The sequence below is a fragment of the Halorubrum amylolyticum genome (assembly GCF_004114995.1).
Classification (GTDB): domain Archaea; phylum Halobacteriota; class Halobacteria; order Halobacteriales; family Haloferacaceae; genus Halorubrum; species Halorubrum amylolyticum.
The window spans coordinates 1-20198 of the sequence record NZ_SDJP01000036.1; the positions used below are offsets into that span (position 1 = coordinate 1).

Sequence of the window (20198 nt, forward strand, 5' to 3'; positions counted from 1 at the left end):
AAACGCCGGCCGACGAGGCTGGGGAGGAGTGAGGTGCGGTGCTGTGCGGGCGGGACTTAAAGGGGCAGCCGAGAGAGCGGCGCAGGCGAAGTAAGCACCGCAGCGAAAGAGCGATAGCGGCTGAGCGAGGAGCACAGCGAGCGTACGCCGCTCTCTCGGCTGGGGCTTTGGAGGTATTCACCGTCGATCCCGTGTCGACTGTTTATAAGCGACCGACCGGGTCCAGCGAACCCGCCTCCGATCGAACCACGGATGAACTGTTCCACACATCGATCCGAACGCCAGACCGTCACGGTTAGGTTCGCCCGTTCGTTTAGACAGGTAAACCCGTCTCGCCGGCTTCCACCGGCGGACCCGATCCCACCATGCAACAGTACCTCGATCTCGTCGACGACACCCTGTCGACGGGCACGTACAAGCCGAACCGGACCGGCGTCGACACGATCGCGACGTTCAGCGGGCAGTACACCGTCGACCTCGCGGAGGGGTTCCCCCTCCTCACGACCAAGAAGATGGACGGCTACCGCTGGAACTCGCTGATCCACGAGGTGCTCTGGTACCTCTCCGGCGAGGAGCACGTCCGGAACCTCCGCGAGGAGACGAAGATCTGGGACGCGTGGGCCGACGAGAAGGGACGGCTCGACACCGCCTACGGCCGGTTCTGGCGCCGATTCCCCGTGCCGGACGGCGTCGACGCGCTCCCGGGCGAGACGTGGCCCGAGGACGCGCACCGCTGGGTGACCGTCGAGGAGGGACCCGACGGCGCCGAGCGCCGGACCTTCGACCAGATCCGGTACGTGCTCGACACCCTCGACGAGAACCCGCAGTCGCGCCGGATGGTCGTGAACGCGTGGCATCCCGCCAACGCCGCCGTCTCGACGCTGCCGCCGTGTCACTACACCTTCGTCGTGAACGTGCAAGACGGCCGGCTCAACCTCCACCTCACGCAGCGCTCCGGGGACATCGCGCTCGGGGTCCCGTTCAACATCGCCGCGTACGCCCTGCTCGCGAACGCGCTCGCGCAGCGGACGGGGTTCGAGGTGGGCGAGTTCGGCCACACCGTCGTCGACGCGCACGTCTACTGCGGGCGCGGCGATCGCGGGAAGTGGTACGCGAACAACCTCCCGTACGTACAGGACCGGCTCGCGACCGTCGAGAGCAAGGCCGACTACCTCGACGTGAAGAGCTGGGTCGAACGGACCGCCCCCGACGAGGCGGACGGCGAGGAGGGGTACGACCACGTCCCCGGGCTGCTCGAACAGCTCTCGCGGGAGCCGCGGGAGCGCCCTCAGATCGAGATCGCCGACGTACCCCTCGACGAGCTGACGTACGAAGATGTCGAGGTCGTCGACTACGACTCCGCGGACGGCATCTCGTTCGCGGTCGCGGAGTGACCGCCGCGATGGCGTCGGACGTGGATCTGGTCCTCGTCGCCGCGGTCGCCGAGAATCGCGTCATCGGCGAGGACGGCGGCATGCCGTGGCATTACCCGGCGGACCTCGCGCACTTCAAGCGACTCACGACTGGCCACCCGGTGATCGTCGGCCGCGCGACCTACGAGCGCATCGCCGACCGGATCGGCGGCCCGCTCCCCGACCGCACCAGCGTCGTGTTGACGACGCGCGGCCTCGATCTCCCCGAGGGCGCCGTCGTCGCGAATGACATCGAGGAGGCGGTCGACCTCGCGGCCGCCGACGCCGCCGACCGCGGCGTCTCCGAGGTCTACGTGATCGGCGGCGCAACCGTCTACGAGCAGTTCCTCGACCGCGCCGACCGGATGGTGCTGACGGAGATTCCGGAACACCCCAACGGCGACACGCGCTTCCCGGACTGGGACGCCGACGAGTGGATCGAGACGGAGCGCGAGGTCGTCGCGTCCGACGACGGGAGCACTGCCGCTGCCGACGCCGTCGACGACGCCGCCGACGCCGACGGCGAACGCAACGACACCGCGACCGGCCTCGCGTTCGTCACCTACGAACGCGCGGACGAGTGAACGCCACGGCGGACGCGTATAGGGTGCCGGGTCCCGGCCCGCCCGTACCGGTTACGGATGCTTTTTCAACCGTCCGGCGTAAGGACGGGTAATGAGCCAGCGCGACACCGCGAGAGCGGGTGATCGGCGATGATGGGCGGTAACGACCAGCAGGCGTACGACCGCGGCACGTCGCTGTTCTCGCCCGACGGGCGGATCTATCAGGTCGAGTACGCCCGCGAGGCGGTCTCGCGCGGCGCGCCGAGCGTCGGCGTCCGGACGGCCGACGGGGTCGTCTTCGTCGCGATGTCCCGCGCCTCCTCGTCGCTGATGGAGGCCGAGAGCATCGAGAAGCTCCACAAGCTCGACGACCACCTCGGCACCGCGAGCGCCGGCCACGTCGCCGACGCCCGCCAGCTGATCGACCTCGCGCGCCGCCAGTCGCAGGGGAACCGCCTCCGCTACGGCGAGCCCGTCGGCGTCGAGACGCTGACGAAGTTCGTTACCGACCACATCCAGGAGAACACCCAGCGCGGCGGCACCCGGCCGTACGGCGCCGCGCTCCTCATCGGCGGCATCGACAACGGCGAGCCGCGCCTGTTCGCCGCCGACCCCTCCGGGACTCCCAACGAGTGGAAGGCGACCGTCATCGGCGGCGGTCGCTCCGACATCCAGGGCCACCTCGAAGAGGAGTGGACCGAGGGACTCTCGCTCGACGCGGGCGTCGAACTCGGCGTCGCCGCGCTCGCCGCCCACGACGACGAGTTCGAGCCGGAAGACCTGGCCGTCGCCACGGTCACCGAGGCCGACGGCTACCGGACCCTCCCCGTTGAAGAGGTCGCCGAGGCGTTCGAGGCCGCCGGCCTGACGACCGAGGACGACGAGAGCGACGAGGAGAACGCTGAGGCCGACACGGACGCCGACGACACCGACGACACCGACGACACCGACGACACCGACGACGAGGAGTAACTCCCCCGTCTCGCCCGTTTTCTCCCCCTTCCGGAGCCTTTTGTCGCCGCCCTCCGAACCGCGGGTATGGCACGCATCGCGGAGCTGGTCGCGTACCCGCTGAAATCGAACGACGGTGCCCCGGTCAACCGCGCCGAGCTCGGGCCGAACGGCGCCCTCCGCGGCGACCGCACGTACGCGCTCGTCGGGGCCGGAGTCGACCCGCACGCGGCCTCGGTCGGCGGCGACGGCGGCTACGTCAACGGGAAGCGCGAGCGGGCGGTCCACGGGCTCTCGGCGAGCTACGAGCTCGCTGGCCCGACCGACGCGACGCCGACCGCGGTAACCCTCTCGCGGCCGGCGCGTTCCGATCTGGGTGTTGCGGCCGACACGCGCACCTTCGCGCTCCCCGAGGACGGCGAGGCGCTTGAGGCGTGGGTCGGCGAGTCCCTCGGCTACGCGGTCGACCTCGTCCGCGAACCCGACGGGGGGCTCCCCGACGACCGGGCGGCGCCGGGACCGACGGTCGTCTCGCGGGCGACGCTGGAGACGGTCGCCTCGTGGTTCGACGAGATCGCGGGCGCGACGGAGATGCGCCGACGGCTCCGGCCGAACCTCGTTATCGACGACTGCCCGGCGTTCTGGGAGGACCGCCTGTTCGCCGACCACGGCGAGGCCGTGCGCGTCTCGATCGGAGAGACGGAGCTGTTCGGCGTCAACCCGTGTCAGCGCTGCGTCGTCCCCTCGCGAGACCCGGACACGGGCGAGCCGATCGACGGGTTCCGCGAGACGTTCATCCGGAAGCGCCGCGAGACGCGCCCCGCGTGGACCGAGAGCGACCGGTTCGACCACGACTTCCGGCTGATGGTCAACACGGTCGTCCCGGAGGAGGAGTGGGGCTCGACGTTCGCGGTCGGCGATACGGTCGAGATCGAGGTCGTCGAGCCGGAGCCGAGCGCCGGCGGCTGAACAGGGCGGTAGCAGGGGCGGGAAGGAGGGTCACCGACCGCTCCCGGCGACTACCGCCCACCGTCGGTCATCGCGACCGGGTCGTCTTCCGCCGCGTCCGCCGAGACGTCGCTCCCGTCGGCGGTCCGCTCCGCGGCGGTCGCGGTGTCTGGCGCCGTCTCTCCGACGCCGAAGTGGGTCCAGAGCGTGACGCCGACGACCGCGTACGCGACGAGGTCGTAGTGGACGGTCCCCTCGAAGGCGGTGAAGGCGGCGAGGGTGCTGTAGCCAAAGAGCGCGACGACGCTCCCGACGAACACGCTCTCGTTCGTGACTCGGCCGACCGCCGCGGCCGCGAGGGTCCGCTTTATCATCGGGCCGCAGGCGACGAGGAACGCGATCCCGGAGAGCGCGCCGAGGTTGACGAAGAAGTGCGTCGCCACCCGCGAGTCGAGCAGCGACTGCAGGTACGCGACCGTGACGGGGTCGTAGAACAGCCACTCGATCCGGGTCGGGTATAGCACCGCGATGTACGGCGTCGCGACCATCAGCCCGAACAGCACGGCGACGGCGACGCGGGCCGACGCGAACTGCGAGGCCCGGCGGGCCTCGAACGCCCGGTCCGCGGGGTCGACGACGAGCCCGCACGCCGCCAGCGTCTCCCGGAGGTCGTCGCGGGAGACCGCCGGGTCGTGGTGGACGCCGACGGTGCCGTTCCGCGCGGTCGCCGACGCGGCGCTCACGCCGTCGCGGTCGCGGAGGACGGCCTCCAACAGCCCTTCCCGGCGCTTCGTGTCGATCCCCTCCACGGAGAAGGTGTCGTGGACGTGGGGTTCCGGTACCCGCGCGACCCGCGGCCCGGAACCGGAACCGGAATCGGAATCGGAATCGGAATCGGACGCGCTAGCCGGCGAGCTCTCGACCTGCGCGTCGCCGGCGGGCGCGTCGATCCCTCGGTCGCGGACCACGGCGTCGAGGCGCGTCGACCGCCCGTGGTGGTCGTCTGGCATGTGGATCACCTACGTGCGTACGGACATGAAACTTCCCCCGTTCGGGGCGGGCGGGACGGGGGTCCGACCGCCGCCCCGAAGGCGGTCGGTCAGGAGTTGACGGATTCGAGGTACGAGGTGACGATCATCTGGCCCTTCCGCGTGAGCGCGGCGCCGGCGTCGCCGTCGGCGACGAGGTCCTCGTCGCGGAGCGTGTCGAGGATCATCTCCGTCTGGGCGACGTCGCCGGTGACCACGTCGGCGATGTTCGCCTCGCCGCCGGCCGAGTAGATCGACACGAGAATCTCCAGCTGTTCCTCGGTCGGATCGAACGCCTCGACGTCCTCCATCACCTCGTCGTACTCCAGTTTGATGTACCGGCCGAGCACGTTCAGGATTCGCTTGTCGGGGACGGTCGCGATCGACGTCACCGTCTGGGTGTCCGGGACGTGGCGGAACACGAGCGCCGGGCGCTTGGTGCCGGCGATCGTGCGGTCGGTCCGCTCGTAGTCGATGACGGAGGAGAGATCGACTTTGAACGGGTCGGGGCAGTCGACGAAACCGATCGCGACCGGCGAGAGGCTGATCGACGCGGTGTGGTCGGACGCGTCGGTGACGCGGCCGCCGAGCTTCGCCGGGTGACGGACCGTGACCGTCACGCCGCGTAACAGGGCCTTGAACAGCAGCCGGGTGAACCGCTCCATGTCGTCCGGCTCGCCCTCGACGAGGGCCGTGCGCCTGCTCCCGCCCTGATCGTAGGCGAGGGTGACGCTGTCGCTGAAAAACGATCGGAGGTCGCCGGGGACCGTGCCGACGACGACGTCGAACACCTTCGAGAGGGGGACGGTCGTCTTCGCGTCGTCGGTAGCGAGCACGAGCCGACGCTGGCTCAGGATGACGCGGCCCGACACGGGGTCGTCGCTTCCCAAGTCGGAGGTGTGGACGCGGCCGACGAAATCGGCGACGACGGACTCTTCCATCGGGCCTTGCTTGCGTCCCTCCGGTATTTACTGTTACGCAGGAGCAAGCGGAACCTCGCGCGTACGACGGGGACGAAACGAGACCGGCACACGAACCGTCGTCCGGCTGGTTGAACGGTTTCGAAAGCCAGGGCAGGGATTTGAACCCCGGAAGTCTCGATTACAAGTCGAGTGCATGAACCGCCCATGCTCCCCTGGCGCAGGCGGGCGTACTCGGTCCTCCTATGAGTGCGTGTCGCTTTCCGCGAAGGTGACGCGCTCGGCGGCGCCGTGCCGCGATGTCGCGTTCAGTCCCGTCTCCCGTCGTCCTCCCCGGCTCCGTCTCCGCCGTCTCCCCTTCCGTCCTCCGTCGCCAGCGACTTCGTCAGCTCCACGCGGTGCGGCTCGTACCCCCGTTCCGCGTAGAACTCGCGGGCGCGGCCGTTGGCGGCGAGCGCCTCCAGCGCGACGGTCTCGGCGCCCGCCTCGCGGAGCGCTCGCTCGGCCGCGTCGAGCAGGTCGGCGCCGATCCCCCTCTCGCGGCGCTCGGGGACGACGAACAGGTTGCTCACGACCCCGCGGGTGCGGTCGCGCTCGTACCCGCCGTGATCGAGCCCGAACCCGACGAACCCGACCGGGTCGTCGTCGTCGCGCGCGACGAGGAGCTCGCCGGTGACCACCGAGCGCGCGACCCACTCGCGGACCGCGCCGCGGTTCCCCTCGGCGAGCAGCGTCGACCCGTGGGCCCGCTGTCCCTCGGCGAGCGCGATCCACAGGTCGGTGACCGGGTCGACGTCGTCGACGGTGGCGGGCGTGACGCGCACGCTGTCGCTGTCGGCCATTCGATCGGCCTTCGGCGCGCCGGGCGTTTGAGCCTACCGGCGGGTCGGCGGGCGGCGCAGAGCCGGGCGGTACAGGGGCGAGGGACGCGGAGCCGTGCGTGCGGTGTCGAGCGCTGCCGGGTCACACCTCGCGGCACTCGGGGCAGACCGCCTGTCCGTTCGCGTTCACGAGGTCGGGGACGAGCGCCCCGCAATTCTCGCAGACGCCCTGCGTCGGCGAGCCCGACGCGTCGGTCGAAGAGGCCTCCACGGCGGGGTCGACGCCGCCGTCCGATCCCAGCATCGCCGCGTCCCCGCGGCGGGGTTCGCCGGTCGCGTCCTCGTCGCTGAGAGGGTCGCGGGCGCCGTCCCCGGTCCGGGGCGCGCCCGCAGCGAGTACGTCGCCCGCGGTGACGACGCCGACGGCCTCGCCGTTTTCGACGGCGACGACCCGGTCGACACCCTCCGCGACGAGCCGCTCCTCGACGGCGGCCAGCGCGTCGTCCGGCGCCACCGTCGGGAGCGGCGGCCCCATGACCGAGCCGACCGTGAGCCCGCGGTCGCCGGTGTCGTCGATTCCCGCCTCCAGGAGCGCGCCGAGGGCGTCTCGACAGCCCAGTCGACCGACGGGCTCGCCGCCCCGAAGGACGACGAGGCAGTTCGTTCCCTCGTCGACCAGCAGCCCCGCCGCGTCGCGCAACGGGTCCGACTCGCTCACGCCGAGGAACTCGCGATGCATCACGTCGCGAACCGTGGTGTCTGTTCGCATGAGATGTGATTCCGCAGCGAACGGCTAAAAGGTGCCCCCGGTATCGTTATACGTACTCCTCGCGTAGCCTGCCGATCGGTCCGGAACACGCTTCAGACGCCCGGGAGAGCGGGACGGCCCTCGAACCGGCTCCCTTTCCGCGACTGCGGTCGCGCCGGCGACGGGGACGAAAAGGAGCCTTCAAACCCTCCGGCGCCCGAGCGGGGTGTATGACCATACCCTCGTTCGTGATCGGGATCGCGGGAGGGACCGGCGCGGGGAAGACGACCGTCTCCCGGCTCGTCACCCGCGACCTCGGCGACAGCGTCACCCGCATCCCGCTGGACAACTACTACGAGGACCTCTCGCACCTCGACTTCGAAGAGCGCCAGTCGGTCAACTACGACCACCCCTCGGCGTTCGAGTGGGAGCTGCTCAGAGCGCACCTCGAAGCCCTGTTGGAGGGGCAGTCGGTGGAGATGCCGCAGTACGACTTCGAGGTCCACAACCGGGAGGACGAGCGCGTGACGGTCGAACCGACCGACGTCATCGTGCTCGAAGGGATACTCGCGCTGTACGACGAGGAGATAAACGACATGATGGACCTCCGGCTGTTCGTCGAGACCGACGCCGACGTGCGAATCCTCCGCCGAATCCGTCGGGACGTGATCGACCGCGGCCGCGACCTCGAAGGGGTCATCGACCAGTACCTCTCGACGGTGAAGCCGATGCACGAGCAGTTCATCGAGCCCTCGAAGAAACACGCCGACGTGATCATTCCCGAGGGCGCGAACAGCGTCGCGGTGAACCTCTTAGAGGAGAAGCTCCGCGCCGAAGTCGAGGGCGACGCGGTCCGAAGCTGGGAGCGCGGGAGCTTGGAGGAGGATCTCGGCGAGAAGCGCTCGCTCGACATGAACGGCGACGACTGACGCGATCACTCCCCCGAACGTGGAACCGAAGGAACGACTAACTGCCCCCGACGCGTATCTCCGGCCATGCTCCGAGCGATCATCGGCGTCCTCGGCGGACTCACGGCGCTGGTTCCCGACCGGATCGTCGACGCGTTCGAACGCGCCGCGGTCGCGAACCCGGACGAGGTCGAACCGAGACCGGGAGCCGTCACGGCGCTTCGGGCCGAAGGCGTGTTCGTCTTCGCGCTCACCCTGAGCGGCGGCCGCGTCTACGCGTCGGCCATGTACATCACCGGCGCCTTCGGCGCCCTCCTGCTCGCCGTCCCGCGGCTGTACCGCGCGATCGCGGCGGGGTTCCTCTACGGCGACCCGGAGGCGGTCGAGTGGAGGGAGGGGTTCGATCCCGTTCTCCGGCTCGTCGGCGCGCTGTACGTGCTGTTGGGTATCCGGGAGTTCCGGCGGGAGCGGGAAGAGGCGTGACGCCGGCGCCCGCCGCCGTTATCGCCGCGGCTATCGCCGCCGGCTCGCAACCCGTTCCTCGGCGGTCTCCGCGCTGACGACCTCGTAGAGGATCGCCCGCCCGCCGTCCGCTTTGGGACGGAGCACCCGTCCGAGCCGCTGGGTGAACTCGCGCTCGCTGCCCGACCCCGAGAGCACGACCGCGACGTTGGCGTCGGGCACGTCGACGCCCTCGTCGAGGACGTTCGCGGCGACGACCCGGCCGTAGGTCCCCTCGCGGAAGCGCTCCAGGATCTCGCGGCGCTCCGTCGCCCCCGTCTCCGCGGTGATCGCGGGTAGCAGGAATCGCTCGGAGAGCCGGTAGACGAGGTCGGTGTGGGCGGTGAACACGATCACCCGGTCGTCGCGGTGGCGGTCGAGGATCGACTCCAGTCGATCGATCTTCCGACGCGCGTTCATCATGATCTCGCGGGCGTCCTGCTTCGCGAGCAGCGCCTCCCTCGCGGCCGGGTCGTTCCCGGAGCGCTTGACGAGCTCCTGATAGTCGCTCCCGCTCGTGAACGTGATCCCCGCGTCCCGGACGTACTCGACGAAGGTGCCCTGTTTCTCGTCGTAGCGCCCGCGCTCGTCGGGCGTCAGCTCCACCTCGATCCGGCGGATGTCGTAGGGCGCGAGGTGGTCGCCCGCGAGGTCGTCGACGTCGAGCGCGTACACGCGGTCGCCGATCAGCTCCGCGACCGTCTCGTGGGCGCCGTCGGGCCGCTCGAAGGTCGCCGTCAGCCCGAGTCGCGCGGGCGCCGCGAGCAGCCGCGCCACGTCGCGGTACCCTTCGCCGCCGAGGTGGTGGACCTCGTCGAAGACGACGAGCTCGAAGGCGTCGCCGACGCCTTCGGCCTTCAGGTACGCGGAGTCGTACGTCGACACCGTGATCGCCTCCCGGCGCTGCTCGTCGCCGCCGAACCGCCCGATCGGTACGTCGAACTCGGCCTCTAGTTCCCGCTGCCACTGGTCGAGCAGGTCGACCGTGGGCACCACGACGAGCGTCGGCACGCCCAGCTCGACCATCGCGCGGATCGCGATCACGGTCTTGCCGGCCCCGGTCGGAAGTTCGAGCACGCCGCGGTCGCCGGCGTCGCGCCACGCGTCGAGCGCCTCGCGCTGGTACTCCCGGAGGTCGTAGTCGGTCGAGAGGCCGTCGCCGAGCCCCGCCGCTTCCGCGGCACGGTCGCTCGCGTCCAACACGCGATCGTCGACGCTCACGCCCGCGACCGCCAGCGCCCGCCGGATCGCGGCGTAGCGGTAGGCCGGCGCGCGGCCGGTCCCCGACCGCGGATCGCTCTCGACGCCGGGGAGCGGCGGGAGCGACGCGAGCGGATCGGGTTCGCCGTCGACCGCCCCGTCGCCGTCGACCGCCCCGTCGCCGTCGACCGCCCCGTCGCCGTCGACCGCCCCGTCGCCGTCGACCGCCCCGTCGCCGTCGACCGCCCCGTCGCCGCCGGCGACGACCCGGATCGTCCCGTCCTCGTAGGTCAGCCGGACGTCCATCGACGGACGTTGCCGACCGACTTACAAAAGGGCAAGGACGCGGCCCGTCCGGTTCCAGACCATCCGTGCTCGAACCGAGGCCGTTGTCCCGGTTTTAAGTTTCCCACCGGCGAAACGGCTCGATCAATGAGAGCACCGCGACGATACGACATCACCGGTCTCGGCCTCTCCGGGACCCAGTACACCGTTGAGCAGACGGGGACTGACAAGAATTTTCGTCCGGAGTACGAAGCCAGGGACGTCACCGGCGACACGATATTCCGCTGCACGTACAACATGTACGAGGGGACCGACAGCTTCCCCTTCGTCGACGCCGACGGAACGGAGCTGTTCACCGTTACGGCTGGCGGTGCGTGGGACATCGCCGGGGACTACCTGCTCACGGACAGTCGGACGGGAGCGGACCTCGTCGTTCTGGACAATGACGTTTCGCTCTTCCAAGACACCTGGCGAATCCGCGACGCTGAGGACGGGTCTCTCCTCACCGAGATCGACTCGCGCGGCGCGCTCTTCACCGTCGGTCGAAAGCTCCTGCCGGCGGGCCAGTGGATCGGACACGAGTTCGAACTGTCGGATGCGGAAGGGAACTCCATCGGGACCATCGAGAGCGGTTTCGGGGCATTCGACCGCTACGAGATCGCGATCAGCGACGCCAGTTTGGTCCCGGTCGATCCGATCGTGGCGGCGGCGGTCGTTATCGACGCGATTCAGGAGAACTGAGACAGTTCAGGGCCACGCAAAACGCCCGAGCGACTCTGTCGACGACGGCGTCGCGGTCCATTTACTCCCCTCACGGCCGCAGCCGTGTCCCCTCACGGCCGCAGCCGTGGGATCTCGCCCCGCCTTCCGATAGCTCACCGGAGCCGTATCACTCCGAGACCGTCGTCTTCACGATACTCACGGGGGCGGTCGATTGGCGCGAGACGCGCTCTGTGACCGAGCCGAGCATCCGGCGGTAGTCCCCCGACCGGGTCTTCGATCCCATCACCGTCAGGTCGATGTCCTCGTCGTCGATGCATTCGAGGATCGCCTCGTTGGGGACGCCGTACACCAACTCGGTCACCGCGTCGACGCCCGCGTCGGCCGCGTGCGACGCCACCTCGTCGAGCGCCTCGCGGCCGCGCTCCTCCAGCGTTTCTTCGGCGCCTTCCGACCCGTCGACGAACTCGTCGCCGGAGTACGCGTTGACCACGTCGGTGTCGACGACGTACAGCACGTGGAGCGTCGCGTCGTAGCGCTCGGCGGCGTCGACGGCGTGGTCGATCGCGCGGTCGACGCCCTCGCTGCCGTCCGTGGGGAACAGTATCCGGTCGTACATACGCGGGGGTTCGTCCCGTCACCGAATAAATCGGTCGCCGTTTCCCGAACGGTTAACACGCTTCCAGCCCCCGACTCGGCCATGACCGACGCCGCGGATCGCCTGTTCGTGAACGGGGAGGTACACACGCTCGCGACCCCCGACGAGACCCACGAGGCCGCCGCCGTGCGGGACGGTGCGGTCGTCCGCCTCGGCCGGAGCCGCGAAGTTCGGTTCCTCGAAGGGGTCGACACCGAGGTGATCGACCTCGACGGCCGCGTGCTCCTCCCCGGCTTCGTCGACGCGCATACCCACCTGACGACGGTCGGGCGCTCCCTCGTCCACGCCGACCTCTCCGTTGCCGACTCGACGGACGAGGCGGTCGATCTACTGGCAGAGCGGGCGGCAGAAGTCGGAAACAAAGATTCGGATTCCCCGACCGACTGGGTGCTCGGCTACGGCTACGACGAGTCGACGTGGGACGCGGACCGCTACCTGACCCGCGCGGACCTCGACCGCGTCTCGGCGGAGCGACCGGTCGCGGCCTTCCGCGAGGACATGCACGTCGCCGCGGTCAACGGGGTCGTCCTCGACCGGTTCGCGGACGAGTTGGCGGGCGTCCCCGACGAGACGGTGCCGGCCGACGACGCGGGCGAGCCGACGGGCGTCCTCTTGGAGGGCGCGATCGACCCGATCTACGAGGCGGTGGAGCCGGGACCGGCGGCGACCCGCGAGCTCGTGGCGGCCGCGCTCGACGACTGCGCCGCGAAGGGGATCACGGGCTTTCACGACATGGTGCGGAACTCCCACGCTCCGCGCGCCTACCGCGACCTCGACGCCGCCGGCGAGCTGACCGCGCGCGTCCGGATCAACTACTGGAGCGACCACCTCGACGCGCTCCGGGAGGTCGGCCTACTCACGAACGCCGGCAGCGACACGGTGGAGACGGGCGCGATCAAGTCGTTCACCGACGGAAGCTTCGGCGGGCGGACCGCACGGGTCTCGGAACCGTACGCGGACGCGTCCGAGGAGACCGGCCGGTGGGTCATCGACCCGGACGAGCTGGCGGCGACCGTCGCGGACGCGACCGCGGCGGGCTACCAGTTCACCGCTCACGCCATCGGCGACGAGGCGGTCGACGCCGTCCTCGACGCCTACGAGGAGGCCACCGAGACCGACCCCGGCGAGGCGCGCCACCGGATCGAACACGTCGAGCTCGCCGACGACGCGGCGATCGAGCGGCTCGCGGAGACGGGCGTCGTCGCCAGCGTCCAGCCGAACTTCCTCAAGTGGGCGGGCGAAGACGGGCTCTACGAGGCGCGGCTCGGTCCGGAACGCACCGCCGCGACGAACCGCTACCGCGACATGCTCGACGCGGGCGTCCGCCTCGCGTTCGGCTCCGACGGGATGCCGATGGACCCCTTACTCGGCGTCCACCACGCCGTCAACGCCCCCGCGGACGCCCAGCGACTCACGGTGACCGAGGCGCTGCGCGCGTACACCCGCGGGGCGGCGTACGCGGGCTTCGACGAGGACCGGCTCGGCACGGTCGAGCCCGGCAAGCGCGCCGACTTCGCCGTCCTCGACGCGTCGCCGTGGGAGGAGTCGGCGGCGATCCGCGAGATCGACGTGACGATGACGGTCGTCGACGGCGAGGTCGTGTACGACGGCCGGTGAGGGCGGCTCTCGACGGATACCCGCCGAGAGCGGGCTCGGTCGCCATACGAGAACCCCGCAAGCGCTGCCAGAAAACAGTAGTTATTAATCGTGTATGACCTATGCAGGGACATGGCCGAAATCGCCATCGAGTACGCCGCCGGCAGTCGCCTCCGGTCCGAGGCGGAGACGGCTCGCCGTCTGATCGACTCTCACCTCGGCGACCGCTCCGACGTCGACCGGGTCACCCTCGCGCCCTCCAGCGAGTCCGTGTTCTGCGTCAGCGTCGAGGGCGACCGCATCTGGTGTACGAACCCCCGCGAGTGGATCGACGCCGTGGAGGCGGTGACCGCGGCACGGCGACGGCTCTCGGAGCTGTCCTGAAAATCGATCGGTCGCCGAGCGCCGCCGCGGCTCACTCGGTCCGGGCCGCCGCGTGCGACCGCACGAACTCCCGGAGGAGCTTGCCCGCCAGCGCCGCCGCCTGCCCGTCGTCGCGGTCGTTCACCTCGACGACGTCGAACCCGTCCGAGACGGGCGCGACCGCGCGGACGAGGTCGCGGACCTCCCGCGGGGCGAGCCCGAACGGCTCCATCGTCCCGGTCCCCGGCGCGAATCCGGGATCGAGCCCGTCGATGTCGACCGAGCAGTACACGGATTCGTCTTTAAAAGTATCTGTGTCGACCCGGTCGATCCACGCCCGGGCGTCCTCGGGCGGGACGACCGTCACGTCGGCGTCGGCGGCGCGGTCCCACTCGGCCTCGGAGCCGGTGCGCGCGCCGACGATCACGGCGCGGTCGACGCCGAGGTCGTCGAGGGCGCGCCGGGTGACGCAGGCGTGGCTCAGCGGGGTCCCGTCGTAGGCGTCGCGCAGGTCGAGGTGGGCGTCGCAGACGACGAGGGCGTCGGGGTCGACCGCCTCCACGCCGGCGTGCGTGACGGTGTGCTCGCCGCCGAGGGTCAGCGGGACGGCGTCGTCGTAGGTGACGCTCCGCAGCTCGGCGGCGAGGTGGTCGAGGTATTCCTCCACGTCGTCCCACGGGCGCACGTCGCCGGCGTCACAGATGTCGAGCGCGGAGAAGTCGCTGTCCGTTCTGCGGTCGTAGTCGTCGTAGGTCTCGGCGAAGCGCCGGACCCGGTCCGGTCCGAACCGGGTGCCCGGCTGAAACGTGGTCGTGGCGTCCAAGGGAGCACCGACGACCACGTACGAAGCAGCCTCGCGGTCCGTCGTCGCTCCCGGAAACATCGGCCTCGATTACCCGACGACCTTGCGCTGGCCCTCGTACTCCAAGTACTCGATGTTGTCGTCGGAGTTGAACTCTTCGCCCTCGGGGATGCGCATGGTGAACGTCTCGTAGGTGTCGAGGTCCATGACCTGCGCGTCGTTGCCCGACACGGAGACGACCTGTCCCTGCTTCCGCTGGATGATCGGGACCCAGACCTTCGCGTCGACCGGCTGCGAGAGCGAGCGCTTCTTGTCGTCGAAGACGCCATTGCCCTCGACGCGCGCCTTGGCGCTCCCGTGTTTCCCGGGTTTGGCTGTGCTGTAGTGGTTGATCTTGCATGGCGAGCTGTCCATCATGACGTAGCTCCCCTCCTGCAGTTCGCGAACCTGCTTCTGCTCTCGCGGCATGAGCGCTACTTTCCCCTTCGCGGGTATAAACGGTTTGGAACGGCGTTGTGCGGGGCGGACTGGGACCGCCCCGGTCGGCGGGCCGCCTAGGGGTCCATCTCGTCGACGTACTCGTCCTCGTCGGCGTCCCCGTCCGGCGGGACGAACTGCCCGGTGAGGAGGTAGCTGGCGACGAAGAGGCCAAGGAAGCCGACGCCGACCGAGACTGTCGTCCTGACGACGAAGGGAACCAGCGTGTCTATCCAAAAGAGGGTCCGGTCGGTGATCACCATCACGACGAACGCGACGAACAGCGCCTTCTGCTCGTCAGTCGGGTCGCGGACGAACCCGACCACGTCCTCCTTGATCTCGCTGAAGATACCCATGTTAGGCACCCCCGTCTGTACCCTCGATGACGCGACTCACGCGGTCGAGCCCCTCCATCAGCTCCTCGGTCGGGAGCCCGAACCCGATCCGGAAGCGGCCCGGGAAGCCGAACAGCCCGCCGGGCGCGAGCACGACGCTCTCCTCTTCGACGACGGCCCGGCAGAACGCCTCGCCGTCGTCGAATCCGTCGGGAACCGTGACGAACCCGTTGACGCCGACCGGGTCGTACCAGTCGAGGTCGTGGCGGTCGAGCCAGCCGGCGACGATCGAGCGGTTCGTTTCCGCCAGTTCGCGGTTCTCCTCCAAGATGTTCGGCTCGCGCCGACCGAGCGCCTGCTTCGCGACGTGTTGACCGAACAGACTCGGCGAGATGGTGGTGTAGTCCTTCCACCGCCACGCGCGTTCGACGACCGCCTCGGGGCCGGCGATCCAGCCGAATCGAAGCCCGGAGAGCCCGTACGCCTTCGTGAGGCTCGTCGTCGAGATTCCGTGTGACCCGAAGCTCGCGACCGGCGGCTGCGGCGCCTCGGCCAGCAGGCGGTACACCTCGTCGGCGAGGAGGTAGGCGTCGCGGTCGACGGCCACGTCGTAGGCCGCGCGCATCGCGGCCTCGTCGTGGTACCGGCCGGTGGGGTTGTTCGGGTTGTTCACGACGATCACGGCGGTGTCGTCGCGGGCGGCGTCGGCGATCGCGTCGGGGTCCAACCCCCACTCGGGCGGCGCCAGATCGACGCGGGTCACCTCGCCGAACGCGTCGGGGACCGCGTGGAGGGCCTGATACGTCGGCGTGACGACGACGGCGTGGGTGCCGGAGCCGACCCCCGACGCGCCGTCCTCCCCGTCGCCCGCGGCGCCGAGGCCCTGCTCGTCGCCGAGCAGCGAGAGGAACGTCAGGAAGTTCGCCTCCTGCGTGCCGCAGGTGAAGAGCACCTCGTCTGCGCCCCGGCCATACCGATCGCCGACGGAGGCGCGGAAGTCGGGGTCGCCGTTCGTCGGGATGACGTAGTCGAGTTTCCCCGGGTCGAGGTCGAACCGGCTTGCGTCCAGCGATCGAATGCCGCTCTCGGCCAACATGATGTCGGCCTCGTGCTCGTGCTCCGCGAACCAGCGTTCGAGGCCGAACGGGTCGATGCGCATACCGGCGTTGGGAGTGGCGCGAGGTTAGGTGCTACGGTCCCCCGTGGCGATTCGCTCCCCTCCGACCCGGTGGTTCCGCCCCGGCTCCCCTCCGCCGGCGGCTCGTCCGACGGGGACTGTCCCGCCGGATCGCGTGCGCCGCAGCCACCGTCGTCGCGTTCCTCGCGGCCGCGCTCCTCGGATACGACTCGCCGGGCCTCCTGGCCGTCATCGCCGGCGTCCTCCAGTTCATCCCCATCGTCGGACCCGGCGTCCTCGTCGCCGCGCTGCGGGCGACCTCCTGATCGGCGAGACGACGCGGGCGATCCTCGGGTTCGTCGGCGGTATCCTCACCCTCGGCGCGATCGGGCTCATCGTCGGCCCCCACGTCGTCTCGCTGCTGCTCGAAGGATCGAAATGCTCTCCGAGCGCGACGAGCCGCCGGACCGGATCGGGACCGAGGAATCGGCCGACCGAGGGACCCGTCGACCGCTCCCGTCCCCTACATAGCGATATTGCTCCCTATTAGAAACCGCTTAACCCGATCACGGCGTAGACGGGTTCGAACGCCGACAGCAGCCCGAAACGGCATCACGATCACTCCAATGAACACGACACCTCAGTTCAGCGACGACGTCGAAGCGCACCACGAACGGCTCGACATCGACAGCCGCGGTGCGGTCTACGTCGTCGGTGACGTCCACGGAAGCCGATCCGCCCTCGAAAAGCTCCTCGCGACTCTCGGTCTCACCGACGACGACCTGGTCGTCTTCGTCGGCGATCTGGTCCGCAAGGGACCGGACAGCCCCGGGGTGGTCGACCTCGTCCGCGGCGATCCGCGCCTCGTGAGCGTCCGCGGAAACAACGAGCAGAAGATCGTGTGCGGCGATACGGACCCCGACTGGCTCCGCGAGGGAGACCGCGCGTATTTCGAGTCGCTCCCGGTCGCCATCTCCTTCGACGGGGCGCTCGTCGTCCACGGGGGCGTCGATCCCGAGCGACCCCTCGAAAGCCACACCGTCGACGAGCTGCTGACGATGCGTGCACCGCACGGCGACGGGTACGACGGGCCGTTCTGGTACGACGGCTACGACGGTCCGCATCGCGTGTTCTTCGGCCACACCGTCCACGACGCTCCGGTGGAGCGGGAACACGCGGTCGGCCTCGACACCGGGTGCGTCTACGGCGGAACGCTCACCGCGTACGACTACCGCAACGACGAGTTTCGCACGACGGACCCGACGACGACGCATCAGGAACGGGCCGACTCGAAGATCGTCAATCCGGCCTGAGCGGCGGCGCCCCGATCGACTGACCCCTACTCGTACTCCGATCGGAGGCGCTCGCGTGCCCCCGCTCGCGTCTTGAAGTACCGTCGGTTCCCGCCGCGCGTTCGGACCGCCCAGTCGTACGTCTCGCTGTCGGGCCGGTACCAGTGTTCGGCGTGGGCGTCGAACGGGGAGGCGTCTCCGCCGTCCGAGTGAATCCGTTCGCCCGCGGCGACTTCCCTCGACGACGTCGAGTCGTCGCTCGACGCCTCGGACTCGCCGGCGCCTTCGTTCGCCTCTTCCGGCTCATCGGATCCGGGGGCTGCGTCGCCTTTGGAAACGGCCTCGATCAGAAGGTCCTCGGGGATCAGGTCCGCATCGATCTCCATACCCGGTCCGTAGCCGCGGTCGACGGCCGCCTTCGCGGCCGCCATCAGCATCTCCTGAACGTCTCGCACCGGCTCGCCGTCGGGGGACGCCTGTTCGTAGCTCCCGTCGCTTTGCATCACCCATCGGCGGCGGTTGTCCGTCAGCGACGCCTCCAGGATGAACCGCAGTTGCCTGCGTAGCCGCGCGTCCTCGACGGGCGTGACGGCCTCGACCCGGTAGTCGAGGTTTCGCGTCATCCAGTCGGCCGACCCGGTGTACCACTCGGGGTCGCCGGCGTTCTCGAAGTAGAAGATCCGTGCGTGTTCGAGGAACCTCCCGACGATCGAATGGACGGTGATACTCTCGCTCAGGCCTTCGATACCGGGGCGGAGCCGGCAGATGTCCCTGACGATCAGATCGATGTCGACCCCGGCCATCGAGGCGCGGTAGAGCTCCGCGACCATCGACGGGTCCTCGAGCCCGTTCACCTTCACCACGATCCGCGCCCGCCGACCGGCGCGGGCGTGGTCGGCCTCCCGTCTGACCATCTCCGTGAACCGCTCGCGCATCGTCACGGGCGCGATCAGGAGCTTCCGGAACCGGTCGTCGAGCGTCGGCCCGGTGAAGAAGTTGAACACCTTCGTGAGATCGAGGCCGATGTCGCGATCGGCGGTCAACAGTCCCAGATCGGAGTACCCCTTCGCCGTCCCCGAGTGGTAGTTCCCGGTCCCGACGTGCGAGTACAGTTGGACGCCGTCGTCCTCCTGACGAACGACCAGCGCCGTCTTCGTGTGCGTCTTCAGGCCGACGGTACCGTACGCGACGTGAATTCCCTCCTCTTCGAGCTGGCGGACCCACTCGAGGTTGTTCCTCTCGTCGAACCGGGCCTTGAGTTCGACCATCACCGCCACCTGCTTACCGTTGTCGGCGGCGTCGATGAGGCTCTGGATGACCTTCGAGTCGCTCGCCGTCCGGTAGATCGCCGCCTTCACCGCGAGCACGTCGGGGTCGTTCGCCGCCGCGTGGAGGAACCGCTGCACCGTCCCCTCGAAGGAGTGGTACGGGTGGTGCGCGAGGATGTCCCCGTTCCGGATCTCGGTGAAGATGTCCGTCGGCCCGTCCTGCGCGTCGCTCGTCGTCGCCCCCAGTCTGGGATGCGGTTGCGGCGTCCACGCCGGCAGTCTGAGGTCGGGGCGGTCGAGCTCGACGAGGTCGAAGAAGTCCTCGAAATCGATCGGTCCGGTCCGGTGAAACACCTCTCGGTCGGCCACGCCGAGCTGCTCTTTGAGGATCGAGAGCGACTCGTCGGGCATGTCGGCGTCGACTTCCAGCCGGACGACCGTCGCGAAGCGGCGTTGTTCGAGGACCTCCTCCACCATGTCGATGAGGTCCTCGGCGACCTCCTCGTTCCGCCGGACCTCGGCGTTCCGAGTCACCTTGAACTTCGACACGTCGCGGATGTCGAGGTCGGGCAACAGGAGATCGAGGTTGGCCTCGATCAGGTCCTCGATGAGGACGGTGCGGTCGCTCGCGTCGGGAACGCCTATTAGACGGGGCTGGTTCGGCGGGATCTTGATCCGAGTGAACGTCGCGTCGGTCGTCCCGTTCGAGGAGAGCACCGCGAGGGACAGCGAGCGGTTCGAGATGAACGGGAACGGGTGAGCCGGGTCGAACGCCAGCGGGGTCAGGGTCGGCAGGATGGACTCCTCGAAGTACGTCCGCAATGGCTCCCGATCGTCTGCCGGTAGCTCCTCGGGAGCGGTGATCTCGACGCCTTCCTCCGCAAGCCTCGGCTTCAGGACCGTCTGCCAGTAGTCGGACTGCTCGCGGAACAGCGGGCGCGCGGCGTCGAGCACCTCGCGCCACTGCTGTTCCGGCGTCCGGCCGTCGGGCGTCGTCTCGGTCACGCCGGCGTCGATCTGCTGTTTGAGCCCGCCGACGCGTTTCATGAAAAACTCGTCCGTGTTCTTCGTGAAGAAGGCGAGAAACCGGAGCCGTTCGAGCGGCGGGTTCCGATCGTCCGTCCCCTCGCGGAGCACGCGCTCCTGAAACGCGAGCTCCGAGAGCTCGCGGTTGAGGTAGTACTCCGGCGCCGTGAGGTCCCGCTCGCTCACCGGACCACCCGCAGGTTGTGCGGCGCGACGGGTCGGGGTTCGAGCGCTCGGACGGCGTCGCAGATCGGACACC

At 69.6% G+C, this 20198-nt stretch carries 21 protein-coding genes, 1 tRNA gene and 1 pseudogene; 11 read left to right on the forward strand and 12 right to left on the reverse strand.

Features of this window, described 5'->3' with window-relative positions:
- Window positions 1-365 precede the first annotated feature (365 nt).
- From thyA to ESO89_RS16165, 4 genes are all read left to right on the forward strand, one after another.
- Window positions 366-1394, forward strand: coding sequence for a thymidylate synthase (thyA, locus tag ESO89_RS16150; RefSeq protein WP_128906463.1), 1029 nt, complete (start codon window positions 366-368; stop codon window positions 1392-1394).
- A gap of 8 nt (window positions 1395-1402) precedes the next feature.
- Complete coding sequence (locus ESO89_RS16155; protein ID WP_128906464.1) at window positions 1403-1996, forward strand: dihydrofolate reductase; 594 nt, start codon at window positions 1403-1405, stop codon at window positions 1994-1996.
- 129 nt (window positions 1997-2125) lie between these two features.
- Window positions 2126-2947 (forward strand): archaeal proteasome endopeptidase complex subunit alpha, encoded by an 822-nt coding sequence (gene psmA, locus ESO89_RS16160; RefSeq protein WP_128906465.1) that lies wholly within the window; start codon window positions 2126-2128, stop codon window positions 2945-2947.
- Between the two features lie 66 nt (window positions 2948-3013).
- Window positions 3014-3895, forward strand: a complete 882-nt coding sequence (locus ESO89_RS16165; protein WP_128906466.1) for an MOSC domain-containing protein — start codon at window positions 3014-3016, stop codon at window positions 3893-3895.
- Between the two features lie 50 nt (window positions 3896-3945).
- Here ESO89_RS16165 and ESO89_RS16170 read toward each other — a convergent pair whose 3' ends face one another.
- The 5 genes from ESO89_RS16170 to ESO89_RS16190 form a co-directional block, all read right to left on the reverse strand.
- Entirely contained in the window at window positions 3946-4884 is a 939-nt protein-coding gene (locus ESO89_RS16170) for a hypothetical protein (protein WP_128906467.1), read from the reverse strand.
- A gap of 89 nt (window positions 4885-4973) precedes the next feature.
- Window positions 4974-5843 (reverse strand): CheF family chemotaxis protein, encoded by an 870-nt coding sequence (locus ESO89_RS16175; RefSeq protein ID WP_128906468.1) that lies wholly within the window; start codon window positions 5841-5843, stop codon window positions 4974-4976.
- A gap of 125 nt (window positions 5844-5968) precedes the next feature.
- A tRNA-Thr gene (locus ESO89_RS16180) sits at window positions 5969-6042 on the reverse strand.
- An 88-nt stretch (window positions 6043-6130) separates the two neighbouring features.
- Window positions 6131-6664 (reverse strand): GNAT family N-acetyltransferase, encoded by a 534-nt coding sequence (locus ESO89_RS16185; RefSeq protein WP_128906469.1) that lies wholly within the window; start codon window positions 6662-6664, stop codon window positions 6131-6133.
- Between the two features lie 121 nt (window positions 6665-6785).
- Complete coding sequence (locus ESO89_RS16190; protein ID WP_128906470.1) at window positions 6786-7412, reverse strand: CBS domain-containing protein; 627 nt, start codon at window positions 7410-7412, stop codon at window positions 6786-6788.
- Window positions 7413-7621: 209 nt separating this feature from the next.
- On the opposite strand from ESO89_RS16190, the gene udk reads away from it, so the two are divergent.
- Both udk and ESO89_RS16200 read left to right on the forward strand, forming a co-directional pair.
- Window positions 7622-8320 carry a uridine kinase gene (gene udk / locus ESO89_RS16195; RefSeq protein WP_128906471.1) on the forward strand — a complete coding sequence of 233 codons (699 nt, stop codon included), beginning with the start codon at window positions 7622-7624 and terminating at the stop codon, window positions 8318-8320.
- Window positions 8321-8386: 66 nt separating this feature from the next.
- The gene (locus tag ESO89_RS16200; RefSeq protein WP_128906472.1) at window positions 8387-8782 is read left to right on the forward strand and encodes a hypothetical protein; all 396 of its coding nucleotides are present in this window, start codon (window positions 8387-8389) and stop codon (window positions 8780-8782) included.
- A 30-nt stretch (window positions 8783-8812) separates the two neighbouring features.
- On the opposite strand, the gene ESO89_RS16205 is transcribed toward ESO89_RS16200, so the two are convergent.
- Window positions 8813-10306 carry a DEAD/DEAH box helicase gene (locus ESO89_RS16205; protein WP_128906473.1) on the reverse strand — a complete coding sequence of 498 codons (1494 nt, stop codon included), beginning with the start codon at window positions 10304-10306 and terminating at the stop codon, window positions 8813-8815.
- A gap of 126 nt (window positions 10307-10432) precedes the next feature.
- Here ESO89_RS16205 and ESO89_RS16210 point away from each other — a divergent pair, with 126 nt between their 5' ends.
- On the forward strand, window positions 10433-11026 hold the full coding sequence (locus ESO89_RS16210; protein ID WP_128906474.1) for an LURP-one-related/scramblase family protein: 594 nt from the start codon (window positions 10433-10435) through the stop codon (window positions 11024-11026).
- Window positions 11027-11174: 148 nt separating this feature from the next.
- On the opposite strand, the gene ESO89_RS16215 is transcribed toward ESO89_RS16210, so the two are convergent.
- The gene (locus ESO89_RS16215) at window positions 11175-11624 is read right to left on the reverse strand and encodes a universal stress protein (protein ID WP_128906475.1); all 450 of its coding nucleotides are present in this window, start codon (window positions 11622-11624) and stop codon (window positions 11175-11177) included.
- A gap of 81 nt (window positions 11625-11705) precedes the next feature.
- Between ESO89_RS16215 and ESO89_RS16220 the strand changes: the two genes are divergently transcribed.
- Both ESO89_RS16220 and ESO89_RS16225 read left to right on the forward strand, forming a co-directional pair.
- On the forward strand, window positions 11706-13280 hold the full coding sequence (locus ESO89_RS16220; protein WP_128906476.1) for an amidohydrolase: 1575 nt from the start codon (window positions 11706-11708) through the stop codon (window positions 13278-13280).
- A 111-nt stretch (window positions 13281-13391) separates the two neighbouring features.
- Window positions 13392-13643 (forward strand): SelT/SelW/SelH family protein, encoded by a 252-nt coding sequence (locus ESO89_RS16225; protein WP_128906477.1) that lies wholly within the window; start codon window positions 13392-13394, stop codon window positions 13641-13643.
- Window positions 13644-13674: 31 nt separating this feature from the next.
- On the opposite strand, the gene speB is transcribed toward ESO89_RS16225, so the two are convergent.
- The 4 genes from speB to ESO89_RS16245 form a co-directional block, all read right to left on the reverse strand.
- Window positions 13675-14505, reverse strand: coding sequence for an agmatinase (gene speB / locus ESO89_RS16230; protein ID WP_128906478.1), 831 nt, complete (start codon window positions 14503-14505; stop codon window positions 13675-13677).
- Window positions 14506-14514: 9 nt separating this feature from the next.
- A complete protein-coding gene (locus ESO89_RS16235) occupies window positions 14515-14892 on the reverse strand; it encodes a translation initiation factor IF-5A (protein ID WP_128906479.1) in 378 nt (125 codons plus the stop codon).
- Between the two features lie 86 nt (window positions 14893-14978).
- On the reverse strand, window positions 14979-15257 hold the full coding sequence (locus tag ESO89_RS16240; protein WP_128906480.1) for a hypothetical protein: 279 nt from the start codon (window positions 15255-15257) through the stop codon (window positions 14979-14981).
- 1 nt (window position 15258) lies between these two features.
- Window positions 15259-16395 (reverse strand): aminotransferase class I/II-fold pyridoxal phosphate-dependent enzyme, encoded by a 1137-nt coding sequence (locus ESO89_RS16245; RefSeq protein WP_128906481.1) that lies wholly within the window; start codon window positions 16393-16395, stop codon window positions 15259-15261.
- Window positions 16396-16526: 131 nt separating this feature from the next.
- Here ESO89_RS16245 and ESO89_RS19095 point away from each other — a divergent pair.
- Window positions 16527-16884: pseudogene (locus ESO89_RS19095) on the forward strand (AI-2E family transporter); the annotation flags it as partial.
- 95 nt (window positions 16885-16979) lie between these two features.
- Window positions 16980-17666: a metallophosphoesterase family protein gene (locus tag ESO89_RS16255; RefSeq protein WP_128906482.1), complete on the forward strand. Its 687-nt coding sequence runs from the start codon at window positions 16980-16982 to the stop codon at window positions 17664-17666.
- A gap of 26 nt (window positions 17667-17692) precedes the next feature.
- Here the strand turns inward: ESO89_RS16255 and ppk1 are convergent, their stop codons facing one another.
- A complete protein-coding gene (gene ppk1 / locus ESO89_RS16260) occupies window positions 17693-20125 on the reverse strand; it encodes a polyphosphate kinase 1 (protein WP_128906483.1) in 2433 nt (810 codons plus the stop codon).
- Window positions 20126-20198: the final 73 nt, after the last annotated feature.